The organism is Pedococcus sp. P2_E2 (genome assembly GCF_056403955.1).
Genome location: NZ_JBFUEM010000001.1, coordinates 416,740 through 432,124, shown reverse-complemented (window position 1 = coordinate 432,124; position 15,385 = coordinate 416,740). Strand labels below are relative to the sequence as shown.

The 15,385-nt window shown below is 70.8% G+C and carries 14 protein-coding genes; 6 read left to right on the top strand and 8 right to left on the bottom strand.

From position 1 onward, the window contains the following. The first annotated feature begins 14 nt into the window (after positions 1-14). Positions 15-692, top strand: a complete 678-nt coding sequence (locus AC1DWR_RS02035) for a class I SAM-dependent methyltransferase (protein WP_477623479.1) — start codon at positions 15-17, stop codon at positions 690-692. Positions 693-698: 6 nt separating this feature from the next. Here AC1DWR_RS02035 and AC1DWR_RS02030 read toward each other — a convergent pair whose 3' ends face one another. Then, on the bottom strand, positions 699-1,598 hold the full coding sequence (locus AC1DWR_RS02030) for an NAD-dependent protein deacetylase (RefSeq protein WP_477623478.1): 900 nt from the start codon (positions 1,596-1,598) through the stop codon (positions 699-701). 19 nt (positions 1,599-1,617) lie between these two features. Then, positions 1,618-2,901: a patatin-like phospholipase family protein gene (locus AC1DWR_RS02025; protein ID WP_477623477.1), complete on the bottom strand. Its 1,284-nt coding sequence runs from the start codon at positions 2,899-2,901 to the stop codon at positions 1,618-1,620. Positions 2,902-3,281: 380 nt separating this feature from the next. Here AC1DWR_RS02025 and AC1DWR_RS02020 point away from each other — a divergent pair, with 380 nt between their 5' ends. Next, positions 3,282-4,211, top strand: a complete 930-nt coding sequence (locus tag AC1DWR_RS02020) for a LysR family transcriptional regulator (RefSeq protein ID WP_477615335.1) — start codon at positions 3,282-3,284, stop codon at positions 4,209-4,211. Between the two features lie 10 nt (positions 4,212-4,221). Here AC1DWR_RS02020 and AC1DWR_RS02015 read toward each other — a convergent pair whose 3' ends face one another. The 5 genes from AC1DWR_RS02015 to leuS all read right to left on the bottom strand — a co-directional run bounded on the left by AC1DWR_RS02015 (position 4,222) and on the right by leuS (position 12,102). Next, positions 4,222-6,612, bottom strand: a complete 2,391-nt coding sequence (locus AC1DWR_RS02015) for a ComEC/Rec2 family competence protein (RefSeq protein ID WP_477623476.1) — start codon at positions 6,610-6,612, stop codon at positions 4,222-4,224. Continuing rightward, positions 6,609-7,559, bottom strand: a complete 951-nt coding sequence (locus AC1DWR_RS02010) for a ComEA family DNA-binding protein (RefSeq protein WP_477623475.1) — start codon at positions 7,557-7,559, stop codon at positions 6,609-6,611. The genes AC1DWR_RS02015 and AC1DWR_RS02010 overlap by 4 nt, the downstream gene beginning before the upstream one ends. A gap of 75 nt (positions 7,560-7,634) precedes the next feature. Beyond that, positions 7,635-8,270: a glycerol-3-phosphate 1-O-acyltransferase PlsY gene (plsY, locus tag AC1DWR_RS02005; protein WP_477623474.1), complete on the bottom strand. Its 636-nt coding sequence runs from the start codon at positions 8,268-8,270 to the stop codon at positions 7,635-7,637. Continuing rightward, a complete protein-coding gene (locus AC1DWR_RS02000) occupies positions 8,267-9,163 on the bottom strand; it encodes a DegV family protein (protein ID WP_477623473.1) in 897 nt (298 codons plus the stop codon). Before AC1DWR_RS02000 ends, plsY begins: the two co-directional genes overlap by 4 nt. 41 nt (positions 9,164-9,204) lie before the next feature. Then, positions 9,205-12,102 carry a leucine--tRNA ligase gene (gene leuS, locus AC1DWR_RS01995; RefSeq protein ID WP_477623472.1) on the bottom strand — a complete coding sequence of 966 codons (2,898 nt, stop codon included), beginning with the start codon at positions 12,100-12,102 and terminating at the stop codon, positions 9,205-9,207. Between the two features lie 269 nt (positions 12,103-12,371). Here leuS and AC1DWR_RS01990 point away from each other — a divergent pair, with 269 nt between their 5' ends. Further along, positions 12,372-12,905: a hypothetical protein gene (locus tag AC1DWR_RS01990; protein WP_477623471.1), complete on the top strand. Its 534-nt coding sequence runs from the start codon at positions 12,372-12,374 to the stop codon at positions 12,903-12,905. A 50-nt stretch (positions 12,906-12,955) separates the two neighbouring features. Here AC1DWR_RS01990 and AC1DWR_RS01985 read toward each other — a convergent pair whose 3' ends face one another. After that, positions 12,956-13,141, bottom strand: coding sequence for a hypothetical protein (locus tag AC1DWR_RS01985; protein WP_477615344.1), 186 nt, complete (start codon positions 13,139-13,141; stop codon positions 12,956-12,958). 140 nt (positions 13,142-13,281) lie between these two features. Here AC1DWR_RS01985 and gntA point away from each other — a divergent pair, with 140 nt between their 5' ends. Genes gntA through AC1DWR_RS01970 form a run of 3 tightly spaced genes read left to right on the top strand, consistent with a single transcriptional unit; the run spans position 13,282 to position 15,346 of the window. Next, a complete protein-coding gene (gene gntA, locus AC1DWR_RS01980; RefSeq protein ID WP_477615345.1) occupies positions 13,282-14,001 on the top strand; it encodes a guanitoxin biosynthesis heme-dependent pre-guanitoxin N-hydroxylase GntA in 720 nt (239 codons plus the stop codon). Further along, complete coding sequence (locus tag AC1DWR_RS01975; protein WP_477623470.1) at positions 13,998-14,612, top strand: DUF1989 domain-containing protein; 615 nt, start codon at positions 13,998-14,000, stop codon at positions 14,610-14,612. The genes gntA and AC1DWR_RS01975 overlap by 4 nt, the downstream gene beginning before the upstream one ends. 11 nt (positions 14,613-14,623) lie before the next feature. Then, positions 14,624-15,346 carry a GAF and ANTAR domain-containing protein gene (locus tag AC1DWR_RS01970; protein WP_477623469.1) on the top strand — a complete coding sequence of 241 codons (723 nt, stop codon included), beginning with the start codon at positions 14,624-14,626 and terminating at the stop codon, positions 15,344-15,346. Positions 15,347-15,385: the final 39 nt, after the last annotated feature.

The following is a 15,385-nucleotide window of genomic DNA, read 5'->3' as shown; positions in this document are numbered from 1 at the left end:
GCGATGCTAGGGGGATGAGCGACGAGCACGGCCACCGCCACGACCACAGCCACGGGACGCATGACTCGGCTGCGGCGGCGAAGCTGCCCGACCCCGACCGCGGTGGGCCGACGGACCGACAGGCCTTGTGGGACGAGCGGTATGCCGCCCACGAGCACGTCTGGAGCGCGACGCCCAACGCCGAGGTGGAAAGGATCGTGGGCGCCTGGCCGCCCGGTCGCGCCCTCGACCTCGGCGCCGGCGAGGGCCGACACGCCGTGTGGCTGGCCTCGAAGGGCTGGCGGGTCACGGCGGTCGACTTCTCGGCGGTGGGGCTGGCCAAGGGCGAGAAGGAGGCCTCCAGTCGCGGGCTCCGGATCGACTGGGTGGTGGCGGACGCCCGGTCCTGGCACCCGGCGCCCCTATTCCTCTTCGACCTCGTCCTCGTGTCGTACCTCCACCTGCCCTCGGACGTGGTCTCGCGCACCCGGACGTGGCTGACGCCGGGCGGTGCGCTGGTGGTCGTCGGCCACGGCCTGCGCAACCTCACCGAAGGGGTCGGCGGCCCGTCCGACCCAGCGCTGCTGCACACACCGGAGCAGCTGCGGGCGGCGGCCGGGGACCTTCAGGTCGAGCGCTGCGAGGAGTACGTGCGGCCCACCGAGCAGGGCGACGCGATCGACGTGGTGCTGATAGCCCGGCGACCGGCGTGAGGTTCGTCAGGCGGCCAGCCGGCTGAGCAGTTCCTCGAGGGTCGGGGCGAGTGGCGCGTCGAGCTGCACGGTGGCCTCGCCGTCGCCTCGGGTCGGTCCGCGAGTGATGATCGCGACCGGGATGTCGAGCGCTGCCGCACGGCGGACGAACCGGTAGCCGCTCATGACCTTGAGGCTGGAGCCCAGGACGACCACCGCGCTGGCCTGCTCCGTGAGGCGAAAACACTTCTCCACCAACGGTTTCGGCACGGACTCGCCGAAGAACACGACGTCTGGCTTGAGCGTGTCGTGACCGCAGACCAGGCACAGGGGTGTCCGGAAGGCGGCCACGTCGACGTCGTTGAGGACGATGTCGCCGTCCGGACGGATCTCGTCGCTGGTCACCGTGTAGGTGGGATTGGCCTCGCGCATCCGGTCGTCGAGGTCCCAGCGGGAGGTGCGGTCGCCACAGGTCAGGCAGACGACCCGCGCCAGCGACCCGTGCAGCTCCTCGACGTCGGTGGCGCCGGCGCGCTGGTGCAGGCCGTCGACGTTCTGGGTGATGACCGGGCCGACCAGCCCGCGGCCCTGGAGCCTCGCCACGGCCTCGTGGCCCGAGTTGGGCTCGGCCCGGTTGAACCGTTGCCACCCCACATAGCTGCGCGCCCAGTAGCGCTGCCTCGCCTCGGAGGACCCCAGGAACTCGGCGTACTGCATGGGCGTCACGCGGCGCGTGCCGTCCGGGCCCCGGTAATCGGGGATGCCCGAGTCGGTCGAGATGCCGGCGCCGGTCAGGACGAGGACGTTGCCGCGCTCCAGCAGGGCGGCGACCGCGGCCAGCTGGTCGGCGACCGCGGCCAACTGGTCGGCCATGGCCACCTGGCCGCATGTGGCCGGTTGGTCGGTCTCGGCGGCGGTCTGCGTCACGCGGCAAGGGTACGTCGGGTCAGGACCTGCCGAGGAGTCGGCGCTTCGCCGAGTCGACCAGGGCAGCACTCGCCACCCCGGGATCGGCCACCTCGTCGTGCGGCGGGGCCGCCGGGCTGTCGCGGGTGACGAGCTCTGGGGAGTGCGCCCGGACCTGGGCGTCCGCCACGAGGTAGCCGTGGCGTTCGAGGATCTGCTGCTCCGCTGGGCTGAAGGCATCGAGGTCGGTGCGGACGGCGTTGACCAGCTCAGTCGTCTCGCGGGGGTAGGAGCCGTCGACGACCGTGTCGAGCGCCCACGACGTGCCGCGGAGGACGCCTCGCGCATAGCTGGCCTGGAGCCACCGACTGCGGACCGACTGCCCGCCGTTGGTGGCGATGCCGAGGATGCGCAGCGTGCGGCCGACGACGGTCCGCTCCGTGCGTGCGCGGAAGACTCCCCCGCCATCACTGACCAGGACCGTGGCGTGCCGCTTCCAGACCGGCTCGAGCCCGAGGTTGTCGTAGATCCCGCCGTCGGTCAGCCGGATGCGCCGCATGATCGAGGCGCGCTCCTGCTCCGACTCGAGGCCGCGGTGTCCCCCGGTGAGGTGCATCGTGAGCCCGTCCACCACCATCGGCGCGAAGAACGGCGGGAAGGCGCAGGAGGCCGCCACGATGTCGGCGATCCGCAGCCCGGCCGGCGGCGCGGCATACCCCAGGCGGTAGTCCCCCACCCGCCCGTGGGGACGGTGGGCGGTCGGGCCCTCGAACACCCAGTCGACGCCGTAGCCGATCTCGGTCGCGCCAGTCACGACTCCCGGACCACCAGTGTCGTTGTCGCGCAACGGTTTCGACCACCAGCGGACGACTTCGGCGAGTTCGTCGGCCAGCGCCCGGACGGCCGCGTCGGGGTCGAACCACTTCCACGGCGTGACCCTGGACAGCAACGCCGGCGTCCGGACGTTGCGGGAGGCGAGCCGCTGGAGGGGCATGGCCACGCACTCCTCGAAACCCTCGACGATGCCGCCCGCCGCCGGGAACCGGAGCTCGGGGTCGGCGAGCAGGTTGGCCACGATCGAGCCGCCGGACACCCCACTGATGGTGGTGAGCTGCGACAGCACGCCGAGCTCGTTGAGCCGGCGAACGGCACCGAGGTGGAACAGGGCGGCGCGGTAGCCGCCACCGGACAGGCAGAGCGCCACGCCTGTCCGATGCGTCGCCGCGCCCACCTCCGCGTATGCCGTGTCGCTGGGTTCGAGCGCGTCGCTCTCGGTGGCTGCGCGCTCGTCGGCGTGCGTGGTGCTGGTGGGCTCAGGCTTCATCGTGGACCGATGAAAGCAGAGGCCGGGGACACCCGCCCGTCGGCAGGGCTCGGCGACTTGTTGCCGGCAGATCGTCACCAGACCCCCCAAACGCGGCTCCCGTGACCACGACAACGCAACAAGTCGCAGGGCTCGGCGACTTGTTGCCGGCAGATCGTTACGAGACCCCCCAAACGCGTCCCCCGTGACCACCAGCCGGCAACAAGTCGCGGGGCGCCCTCACCTGTTGCCGGCAGATCGTCACCAGACCCCCCAAACGCGGCTCCCGTGACCACCAGCCGGCAACAAGTCGCAGGTGGCGGGTCGCCCTGGGCCGGCATCATCCATCACGATGCCATCAACAACTAACCATCTTGATAACGAGCAGTTATGCTTCATCCATGATCGACGCCGCAGGTCTCCGTGTCATGAAGGCCATCGCCGACGAGGGCAGCTTCACCGGGGCTGCGCTGTCCCTCGGCTACTCCCAACCGGCGATCTCGCAGATGGTGCGCCGCCTCGAGCAGCGCACCGGCACCGTGTTGGTCGAACGAGTCGGCCGCAACGTACGCCTGACCGAGGCCGGCCAGGTGCTGGCGCGCCACGCCGTTGGCGTGCTGTCCGCCCTCGATGCCGCCGAGGAGGAGGTCGCCGCGATTGCGGGCCTGCGCGCCGGGCGGGTCCGCCTGATGGCCTTCCCGTCCAGCTCGGCCACCCTCGTCCCGCGCGCGCTCGCCCTCGTGAAGAAGCGGTTCCCGGACGTCCAGGTCACCTTCACCGAGGCCGAACCCCCCGAGTCGCTCGCTGCGCTCAAGGCCGGCGAGTGCGACCTCGCGGTGGCCTTCGCCTACGAGGGCACCGACGTCGGCCGCGGAGAGGAGGACATGGAGCTCTTCGTGACCCACAAGCTCCTCGACGACGAGGTCCGTCTCGCTCTCCCCCGCGAACACCCGCTCGCGACGCTCGACGTGGTGGACCTGTCCGCCCTGGCCCAGGAGAACTGGATCGCGGGGTGCCCGCGGTGCCGTGGCCACCTCCTGCAGATGTGCGCGACGGCCGGGTTCTCCCCCCACGTCGGGTTCGAGACCGAGGACTACGTTGCCGTGCTCGGGCTGGTCGCGGAAGGCCTGGGCGTGGCGCTCATCCCCGACCTCATCCTGCGGACGGCCCACCACCACGATGTCGTCACCTTGCCGATCAACCCGGCCTCGCGCCGGTCCATCAGCGTGGTCACCACCGCCGACCTGCAGCGCGTCCCGGCCGTCCAGGCCACCATCGAGGCCCTCGTCGAAGCCGCGAAGGCCAAGCCCCGCGTCCTCGCAAGCACCTGATCCAGCTTGCTCATCGGCGGCGCCAGGTGACCGCCACGTCGTCCCCCTGCGAAACCACGGCGACGTCCCCGCGCTGGTCGGTGCGGTAGACGGCATACCCGTTGTGTCGCAACACCTCCAGGGCCTTGGGTGATGGGTGACCGTAGTCGTTGTCCTTGCCCACACTGATCACCGCGACCGGCGCGCGGACCGACTCCATGAGGCCCTCGTCGAGGTTTCCGGAGCCGTGGTGGGCCACCTTCACGACGTCGAAGCGTGACGCCTGTGCCGACATCGACGAGCTGCGCCGCAGCTCGAGGAGCACCGCGTGGGCCCCTTCGCGCTCCACGTCGCCGAGGAGCAAGAGGTCGACTGGGCCGGACCGCACAGCCAGCACCACGCTGGCGTTGTTCGGCACGGAACCCGACGCGATCCGTCGGGCCGGCCACCACACGTCTGCCGTGACTCCCGTCCAGGCCAGGTGGTCGCCGGCATAGAGGTCACGGATGGGTATGCCGCGCGCCCGGGCCCACGCCTGCACCTCCGTCCACTGGTAGGGCGGTTCATGCACCGGGCTGGCGAGGATCTCACGGACCTCGCGGCCCGCCAACGCACCGGGGAGCCCGTCGACGTGGTCGGCGTGAAAATGGCTCAGGACAACCGAATCCAGCACTGATATGTCGAGACGGCGCAGGCAGGAGTTGATCGCGACGGGGTCCGGCCCAGCATCCACGAGCACCGCGTGACCGGGAGTCGTGGCCAGCACGAGCCCGTCGCCCTGCCCGACGTCGCAGGCCACGAGGCGCCAGCCGGGTGGGGGCCAGGTGACCGCCGAGGTCGGGGCCGCTGCCGCGAGCACGAGCAGGCACACGCTGGTGGCGATGACCGGGTGGAGCCTGACGCGGTGGGTCCACCACGTGCCGCTGAGGAGGACGAAGACGGTCAGGACCGTCAGCAGGATCGCTCCAGCCGCACCGTCCGGCCACGGCAGGGTGCCGCCGGGGACGGTGGCACAGGTACGGGCGACTCGGGCGATCCCCAGTGCCGGCACCGCCCCGACCCAGCACAGGATCCTCGCCCCGAACGGCCAGATCGGGGCCACGGTCGCGGCAGCCACCCCGGTGACGGTCGCGGGGGCGACCAGCGGAGCAGCGAGCAGGTTGGCCAGCACGCCGACGACCGACACCGAGCCTTGGATCAGCACGACCACCGGGGCGCACATCGCCTGTGCCGCAACGGGAATGGCCATCGCAGGCCCCCATCCGTGGATGCGGCCCGGGAGCCGGCGCCCGATGGCTTCTCCCCAGCTGCGGGTGAAGAGCAGGAGCCCCAGGGTGGCGAGGGTCGAGAGGGCGAAACCGTAGGACCGGCTGAGCCAGGGGTCGACGACGAGCAGGACGACCACCGCCGCAGACAGGACCGGTATGCCGGCCGCTCGTCTCGACCGGCTCAGCCCGATCAGCCCGATGGTCCCCATCGTCGCGGCCCGGATGACGCTGGGCTCCGGCCGGGCGAGGACGACGAAGCCGGCCAGCACCAGAACCGCCACCAGCGGGCGCCAGCGACGTCGCACGCCAGCCAGCGACGCGCCGCCGAGAGCGCATGCGAGGACGATGGCGACGTTGCTGCCCGATACGGCGGAAAGGTGGGTCATACCGGTCGCGAGCATGGCGTCGGTGAGGTCCTGTGGCGTGTGGCTGGTGTCCCCGATGACGAGTGCAGGCAACAGGCCACGCGCATCGGGGGGCAGCGGGGCTGCCGCCTCACGCATTCCCGACCGCAGGTGTTCGGCCGCCCTGGCGACCAGGCCGGGCGCAGCGAGCGAACGAGGCGTGCCCCGGGGTCGCAGGACCGCGACGACGTCGTCCCCTGGTTCGGCCGCGAGCAGGATGCCTTGGACCCGCACCCGCTCGTGCCAGCGCACAGCCTCCCAGCGCTGGTCACCCATCACGAGGACCGGTGTCGACACCCGCGCAACGCGGCCTCGTCCCGTGACCTCGTCGACGCGCAGCGTGAGGCTCACGGTCGCGCCGTCGAGACGGCGGCCACCGACGACCACGGGATCCCTGGTCACGACACCGGACACGGTCACCGAGGCCTGCTGCGCCGCCAGGGACCGGATCGGGCCCGCCTCACGCGAGGACACGTGGGCAGCCGTCGCCGCGAGCACGAGCGCCACGGCAGCCAGGACCAGTCCGCCCAGCCCCGCGCCGCGCCGCCGGGAAACAGGTCGGGGCAGCCACCAGACCAGGACGGCCGCGACACCAGCACTGAACGCGGACGCGACGACCAGGAACGGAGGTCGGACGCCGAGCGTGGCGGCGCTGACCGCCCACGCCGTCACGGCGGGAAACAGCAGGCGCAGATCCAGGAGCCGAGGCTGGTCGACGCCCCGCCGCAGCGCTCCGGCGCTCCCGCTCACACCGTCACCTTGGGTTGCAGTGCGGCGAAGATCTTCTCCCCGATCCCACTGACCTCCCCGAGCTCGTCGACCGAGGCGAATCGTCCGTGTTCGGTGCGCCAGTCGATGATCCGCTGGGCCAGGACCGGGCCGACGCCCGGCAGCTCTTCGAGGTCGGCAGCGGACGCGGAGTTGAGGTTCACCCTGCCGGAAGCCGCCGAGGCACCGCCCGCGCCCGCGCCTGCTCCCGCGCCTGCCCCCGCGCCCGCGCCCGCTGTGCCAGCCCCCGCGACCACGACCTCGCCGGGCTTGGGCACGCGGAGCTGCTCGCCGTCGACCAGCGGTCGCGCCAGGTTGATGGCTGCGAGGTCCGCCCCCTTGCGAACCCCGGCCTTGGCCACGACGTCGGAGACCCGGGACCCGGCCGGCATGGTGAACACACCAGGGCTCTCCACCTGGCCGACGACGTGCACCGTCACCGTGCCCACAGGTGGTCCACCACCACCGGAGGCCGTGCTCGACGAGGCGAACCCGCTGCTGGTCGGCCCCCTGTTCCCGAGGGCCGACCCCGACTGTGACGGCGCCACCTGGGGCGTGCTCGCCGCCCTGGCCCAGGCCACGCGGGCTCCGAAGCCCACTGCCGCCACGAGCACCACCAGCAGGAGACCTGCCGCCGCGGCACGCGGCCCGCTGAGCCGGGCGCCCCGCAGGGACGCAGGGATGGTCAGGAACCGGGGGCCGGGTGGGACAGGACGGCGGTGGCGACCACCCCGTACGCCGCTGGGCGGGCGCGACGGGCCACTGGCTGGCTTGGCCGCCGCCGTCTCGATCCACGTGCGCTCCGGCAGCCAGGGGACGACCTCGGGCCGTGGCGACCCGAGCGCCGGAGGCTCACGCGTGCGGTCTGCGGCCTCCAACAGGGCCCGCGCGCGGGCTGAGGTTTCCGACGGTCGGCGACGGGACGGCATACAGGCACGCTAGGAAGCCGACCAGGCGCGCGACACGTCGTCGCAGCGGCCCTGTGGACAGCGTCCCGAGCCGGCTCAGCCTGTGGACGACGCGTCCCGTCGCGCCGAGATCCAGAGCTCAATGTTGCGCCGGTGCCGGTAGATGACGAGCAGGGCGAGGACAACGCACCAGGCCCCGGTCTCACGCTTGCCCACGGGCACCCACCGGAACCAGGTCAGCACTCCCAGCACCAGCAGCAGCACGCACGCCGACACCGAGGCCCCCGCCACCCAACGCATGCGCCAGACCAGCAGCCCGAAGACCACGAGCATGCCCACGCCGTACCACGGCTGCACGGCGAGGATCGCCCCCAGCGAGGTGGCCACCCCCTTGCCGCCCTGCCCCTTGAGGAACGGCGACCAGATGTGGCCCAGCACGACCGCGAGCCCGACCCACAGCCCCGTCACCGACCCGAGGAAGTGTTGGGCGACCAGGACCGGCAGCAGACCCTTGAGCACGTCGAGGATCCCCACAACGACCCCCCAGCGCGCGCCCAGGACGCGTCCGGCGTTCGTCGCTCCGGGGTTGCCCGACCCCGCGTGGCGCAGGTCCTTGCCGAGCAGCCTGGCCAGGATCGTCGCCGGGTTCACCGCCCCCACGACGAACGCGGCCACCGAGGCGGCCACGACCTCCACCAGGTCCCCCGTCGACACGTCCGCCAGAGCGGTCATGGGCTCGGCCGGGGTGACACGGCGACGGCGATGGTGCCCGGGCCGACGTGGGCGCCGACGACCGCGCCCAGCTCGACCACCTGGACCGCGCCCTTGCCGGCCTGTCCCCCGTCTGCCGTGGTCGCGACGTCTGCGACGCGTTCGCGCAGCCGCCCGGCGAGGTCGTCCGCCCGTGCCTGGGAGTCGAGGTGGTGCACCGCGATGTCGACGAGCGACCCGGCCTTCTCGGCGGCCTGCGCGGCCGACACGGCCAGCTCCTCCAGCCGCGCGAGCGCCCGCGACGAGGTGCGCACCTTTTCCAGCGGCCGGATGCTGCCGTCCACCAGCCCGAGGATGGGCTTGATCGCCAGGGCTGAGCCCAGGAACGCGGACGCCGAACCGATCCGGCCGCCCCGTCGCAGGTGCTCGAGCGTGTCGACGTAGAAAACCACAGTCGATGCCTCGGCTCGCGAACGGGCCCGCGCCGCAACGTCTTCCAGCGACGCGCCCTGCTCGGCCAACTCTGCCGCGGACAGCACGGCATACCCCATCGCCATGCCGAGCGACCGCGAGTCGACCACCGTCACAGGCACAGGCGACTGCTGCGCGGCGAGGTGCGCCGACTCGATCGTCGAGGACATGTCGGCCGAGATGTGCACCGAGACGATCCCGTCGGCTCCGCCTGCGGCCGCCTTCTCGTAGGCATCGAGGAAGGCCTGGGGCGAAGGACGCGAGGTCGACACGGGCTTGAAGGCTCGCAGCGCCGTGGCGACCTCGCCGGTCGTGATGTCCACGCCTTCGCTGAACTCGGTGCCGCCGACGATGACGTGCAGCGGCACCACCTGGATCGAGTGGGCCTCGAGCTCCGACCCCGGCAGGTATGCCGTGGAGTCGGTGACGATCGCGATGCTCACTTGCGCAGGCTATCGGTGCGGGCCACCGGTGCAGCGCAGGATCACATCGGGACGATGTTGACGAGCTTGGGGGCTCGCACGATCACCGTGCGGATGCCGCCCTTGGTCGCCGCGAGGACCTTCGGCAGCGCCAGCACCTGCTCGCGCAGGGCGTCCTCACTGATGTCCGCGGGCACCTCGAGGCGGTCGCGGACCTTGCCCTTGATCTGCACGACGCAGGTGACGGTGTCCTCGACGAGCAGGGCAGGGTCGGCCACCGGGAACGGCTCGAAGGTGATCGACTCGATGTGCCCCAGCCGTTGCCACAGCTCCTCGGCGATGTGGGGGGCGAGCGGCGCCACCATGACGACCAGCTTCTCGGCTGCCTCGCGAGGCACGGCCTCCAGCTTGGTCAGCGCGTTGTTCAGCTCGATGAGCCGAGCGATGGCCGTGTTGAACCCCAACGTCGGGAAGTCCTTGGACACCGCGTCGATGGTCCGGTGCAGGGCCCTGGCTGTCGCGTCGTCCAACGGCACCTCGGCCACCCGCACTGCGCCGGTCTCCTCGTCGATGACGTTGCGCCACAAGCGCTGCAGGAACCTCTGAGCGCCGACGACGGCACGGGTCTCCCACGGCTTGCTCAGCTCCAGTGGACCCATCGACATCTCGTAGACGCGGAGCGTGTCGGCGCCGTACTGCTCGAACATCTCGTCCGGGCTGACGACGTTCTTGAGCGACTTGCCGATCTTGCCGAACTCGCGGCTGACGGGTTGGCCCTGCCAGGTGTAGGACGTCTCGCCACTGGCGTGGTCGGGCACCTCGACGACCTCGGACGCCTCGACGGGCTGGCCTCGGTCGTCACGGTAGGCAGGCGCCTGGATGTAGCCCTGCGAGAAGTACTTGCGGAACGGCTCGTCACTGGTCACGTGACCGAGGTCGTGCAGCACCTTGTGCCAGAACCGCGCATACAACAGGTGCAGCACGGCGTGCTCGACCCCACCGATGTAGAGGTCCACCCCACCCGGGTCGACGACCCCCTCGGGCGAACCGACCACGGGCGTCTCCCGCGGGCCCATCCAGTAGGCCTCGTTCTCGGGGTCGACGAAGGCCTCGTCGTTCGCGGGGTCGAGGTAACGCAAGTAGTACCAACAGGATCCGGCCCAGTTGGGCATCGTGTTGGTCTCCCGGCGGAACTTGCGCATGCCGCGACCGTCGCCCAGGTCCAGCTCGACGTTGACCCAGTCCTCGACCCTCCCGAGAGGCGGTTCGGGCTGGCTGCTCGCGTCCTCGGGCTCGAACGTCTTGGGCGAGTAGTCCGGGACGTCCGGCAGCTCCACCGGCAACATCGAGTCCGGGACGGCGTGGCTGACGCCGTCCTCGTCGAAGACGATCGGGAACGGCTCGCCCCAGTAGCGCTGTCGGCTGAACAGCCAGTCACGCAGCTTGTAGCTGACCGTGGGCTGGCCGAAACCCTTGTGCGCCAACCACTCGATGATCGTCGCCTTGGCCTCGGCGACGCCCATGCCGTCGAGCGACACGTCGTCGTTGGACGAGTTGATCGCGGGCCCCTCACCGGTGAACGGCTCGTCCTCCGGGTGGCCCTCCGACGGCTGCACGGTGCGCACGCGCGGCAGCCCGAACTGGCCGGCGAAGTCCCAGTCGCGCTGGTCCTGTCCGGGCACCGCCATGATGGCGCCGGTGCCGTAGCCCATCAGGACGTAGTCGGCGATGAACACCGGGATCCGTTGCCCATTCACGGGATTCGTCGCGAACGCGCCGGTGAAGACACCGGTCTTGTCCTTGCCCTCGGTCTGGCGCTCCACGTCGCTCTTGCGTGACGCCGCCAGCCGGTATGCCGCGATGGCGGCTTCCGGCGACGCCTCGCCCCCGGTCCAGACGGGGTTGGTGTCGGGCGCCCACTCCCCGTCCGGGACAAGCACGTCCACCAGGGGGTGCTCCGGCGCCAGCACCATGAAGGTGGCGCCGAAGAGGGTGTCGGGCCGGGTGGTGAAGACCTCGATCGACGCGTCCTGGCCGACGACCGGGAAGGCGACCCGTGCACCCTGGCTACGACCGATCCAGTTGCGCTGCATGGCCTTGACCTTGTCGGGCCAGTCGACGCGGTCGAGGTCGTCAGCCAGCCGGTCGGCATACGCGGTGATCCGCATCATCCACTGGCGCAGGTTCGTCTTGAAGACCGGGTAGTTGCCGCGCTCGGAGCGCCCGTCGTTGGTGACCTCTTCGTTGGACAGGACCGTGCCCAGGCCGGGAGCCCAGTTGACCGGCGCCTGCGAGGTGTAGGCCAGCCGGGAGTCGTCGAGGATCTCGGACCGCTCAGCCGCCGACAGCTCCGCCCACTGCTGACCGTTGGGGGTGGGGCGGTCGCCGGCCTCGAACTGCTCGACCAGCTCGGCGATGGGGCGGGCGCGCCCCGTGCCACCGTCGGGGCGCACTGCCTCCGGGTCGTACCAGGAGTTGTAGATCTGCGTGAAGATCCACTGGGTCCACTTGTAGTAGCCCGGGTCGATGGTCGCGATGGTGCGGCGGTCGTCGTGACCGAGCCCCAGCCGGCGCAGCTGGCGCTTCATGACGACCATGTTCTCCTCGGTCGTCTTGCGCGGGTGCTGACCGGTCTGCACCGCGAACTGCTCAGCCGGCAGGCCGAAGGCGTCGTAGCCCAGGCAGTGCAGGACGTTCTTGCCGGTCATCCGGTGGTAGCGCGCGAAGACGTCGGTCGCTATGTAGCCGAGGGGGTGTCCGACGTGCAGGCCCGCGCCGCTGGGGTAGGGGAACATGTCGAGGACGAGCAGCTTCTCGCGACCCGCGACCTTGTCGGGCTCGGCCCAGGGACCCGCAGGGTTGGGCGCGTGGAAGGTGCCCTCCTCCTGCCAGCGGTCCTGCCAGGCCAGCTCGATCGTCTGGGCCAGGTCGGCGGTGTAGCGGTACGGCGTCTCGCTCATCTCATCCTCACGTCAGCTTGTACACATCTGAGTCTTCACACAGAAGAACCCCTCACGCAGGAGGGGTTCGCCGCGGTGACGTGGACCAGGTGGTCCGGACCGTCAACGCGGCTCGGGAAGAAGCAGCGACCGTGCCATGGCCAAAGGCTACCGCAGCGTGCTCCGGGCGGCCCATGTCCCCTCCGCGCCGGCGCCGCGCGGTCCGGTCTCGCCTACGGATACGTAGATCTGACGATGACAGGACGAGGTGGGGGTCGTACGTTTGGGCCATGCGGACAACGGACCGGATTGTGGCGCTGGTGCGGCGGACGACGCCGCTCCTGGGGCTGGTCGGCGGGCTCCTGTTCTTCGCCTACTGGTTCGTCAGGGCGCGTGAGGTGTCACTGCCGCCGCTCGTCGGCCCACTCCTGGACCTCGCGACCGTCCTGCTCCTCGGCACCGCCGTGCTCGGCTACCAGCTGGAGCAGGGCCTGGCGCCGGGGGCGTGGATCGGCTGGGCCGGCGTGGCCGCCGTCCTCGAGGGACTGGTCTCGTCACCGGCATCGGTGTGCCTGGGCCTGTTCCTGCTGGGAGTCTCGATCGCTCGCTGCGGTGTCCACCCGCGCGTGCCGGGGATCATCATGGCCACCAGCGGGATGGCCCTCTTCATCACGTACTTCATGTCCTCGGGTTTCGGGCGCGGATACGCCGAGGTCGGGTTGCTCTCCAAAGTCGTGATGGGGCTCGCCCTGATCGGCGTCGCCGCCTCGCTCGCAGACCTCCTCGTGCTCGAGCGGGGAGCCGAGCAGCACGCTCGGGCCTGACAGCCCGAGGCGGGCCTGACAACCCCGAGGCGGGCCTGACAGCCACGGACTCAGTCCGGCGGTTCCTTGGGGGTCTGCCCTCCATCGGCGGGGGTCTGCCCTCCATCTGCCGGGTCGGCCATCAGCTCGGCGCTGTCCAGGAGCACCGGCTCTTCGTACCCGGGCGGGTACGGCGGGTCCGGGGTCACGGGTGGAAAGATCGTCCCGTCGGGCTGCAGGTGTGAACTCTGGGTCATGGGTGACCACCTCCGTCAGCTACTGAAGTGCCCTTTGCAGCAGGGTTCAAACGTGTTTGCGAAGGTGAGCCCCTGGGTACAGCCACTGGGCCCGGAGGTGATCAACCCTGCCCCGGGCTTTCCCATCGTCAGGAGCACCAGTGTCCAACGACAGCCTCCCTGCCCTCCTGGAGGACCTGGCCGGCGACCACGACGCGTCCAGCCCCGTCGAGGAGATCGCCGAGGGTCTGGAGGCAATGGTGCTGCACCCGGACTACCCCTGCCTGGGAGCCCGTTCGGTGTTCAACCGCGATCGCGCCACCGTCGTCGTGCTGGAGGAGCTGGGCACGACCGCGAGCACCCGGCGCCTGCTCAGCGCCCTGACGTCGTTCGGGCGGGAGACAGATCGAGAGGCGGGCTTTGCGTCCCTGGTGGCCGTCTTCCGCGCGACCGAGGTCGCCGGCGAAGCCGATTTCGAGGAGCTGCTCTGGCGGCAGCTGGAGCTGCTGCACGAGGCCGACCACCAGCCGTGGGATCCACGCGTGTCGGACGACCCTGCCGACCCGCACTTCGCCTTCAGCGTCGGCGGGACCGCGTTCTTCGTCGTCGGCCTGCACCCGCAGTCCTCCAGGATCGCCCGACGGACTCCTCTGCCCACCTTGGTCTTCAACCTGCACGAGCAGTTCGAGGAGCTCCGGGGGTCGGACCGCTTCGACCGGATGCGTGACACCATCAGGCGCCGCGACCTCGAGCTGCAGGGAACCCTCAACCCGATGGTCGCCGACCATGGGCGGAGCTCGGAGGCCCGGCAGTACTCCGGTCGGGCAGTACCCCCGACCTGGGTGGCGCCGGCCAGCTTCGACGACGAGGAGACGACGTGAGCACCACGCTGGCACCGCAGACCGGGACGGGGTTCCTCCTCCTGGCCGGGCAGGTGCTGACCGTCACCGACCCTGAGGGCGGACAGGTGAGCGACCTGTTCTGCTTCAGTGCCGACGACCACGACGAAAAGCTGTCAAGCGGTCGCACCATCGACTACGCCAACACGATCTTCCTCACGACCCCTCATGTGCTCTACAGCAACCGCAGCGCCCCGATGCTGACGGTCGTCGAGGACACCTGTGGTCGTCATGACTTCCTGCTCACCCCGTGCAGCCAGGACACCTTCGACCTGCTCTACCCCGAGTTCGACGGGGCCTACCACCCCAGCTGCCTGGAGAACCTCAGCTCCGGCCTCGCACCTTTCGGTGTCCGGCCCGACCAGATCGGGACGACGCTCAACATCTTCATGAACGTCTGGCCCGAACCCAGCGGGGAGCTCCACATCGACCCCCCGACCTCCGTCGCGGGCGACCGGTTCTCCGTCCGGGCCGAGATGGACCTTCACGTGGGCCTGACGGCCTGCTCCGCCGAGAAGTCCAACGGTGGGGTGTGCAAGCCCATCGAGTACCTCGTGACGGACGACGTGGCCACGCGAACTGGCAGCGGGTGATACTGGGCGTCATGCAGACGCCCATCCCGCGGGAGACGACCGAGGCCTTTGCCTCCCTCGCCAAGCTCGTCTACTCAGGAACCGGATCGAGTGACGTCCTCGCCGCGATCTGCCGGACCGCCGTCGACGTCATCCCCGGGGCCGACCACGCCTGCATCTCGACGCTCGACGCGGACCAGCAGCTCCACACACAGGCCTCCACGGACGACGTCGCGAGCCTGATGGACCGGCTCGAGTCCGAGGCCGGCGAGGGGCCGTGCCTCGACAGCATCCTGGAGGACTCCGTCCAGCACGATGCCGACATCACCACCGCGACCAAGTGGCCCCGGCTCGCAGAGCTGACCCTGGCTCGCACCCCGGTCCGGGGAATGGTGGGCTACCAGCTCCTCGAGGGCCTGGGCGCCCGGGCGGCCTTCAACGTCTTCTCGGACACCCCTGGCGCCTTGACCGAGGAAGCTGCCGACGTCGGCGCCGTGCTCGCCGCCTTCACCTCCGTCGCGCTCGCGGCCACCGAACAGCGGGCCACCGCGGAGAGCCTACGGCTCGGGCTCCAGAGCAACCGCGAGATCGGCAAGGCTGTCGGGCTGCTCATGGCCGCCCACTCGGTGGGCGACGACGAGGCGTTCCGCATCCTGCGCGCCGCCTCGAACCACACCAACACCAAGCTCGCGGCTCTGGCCGAGCAGATCAACGCGAACCACCGCGAGGGTCTGCACGACGAGGCCCTGGACTGACCGCAGCGCGGCCGTCCACGCGCGAAGCCAGCCCGCACG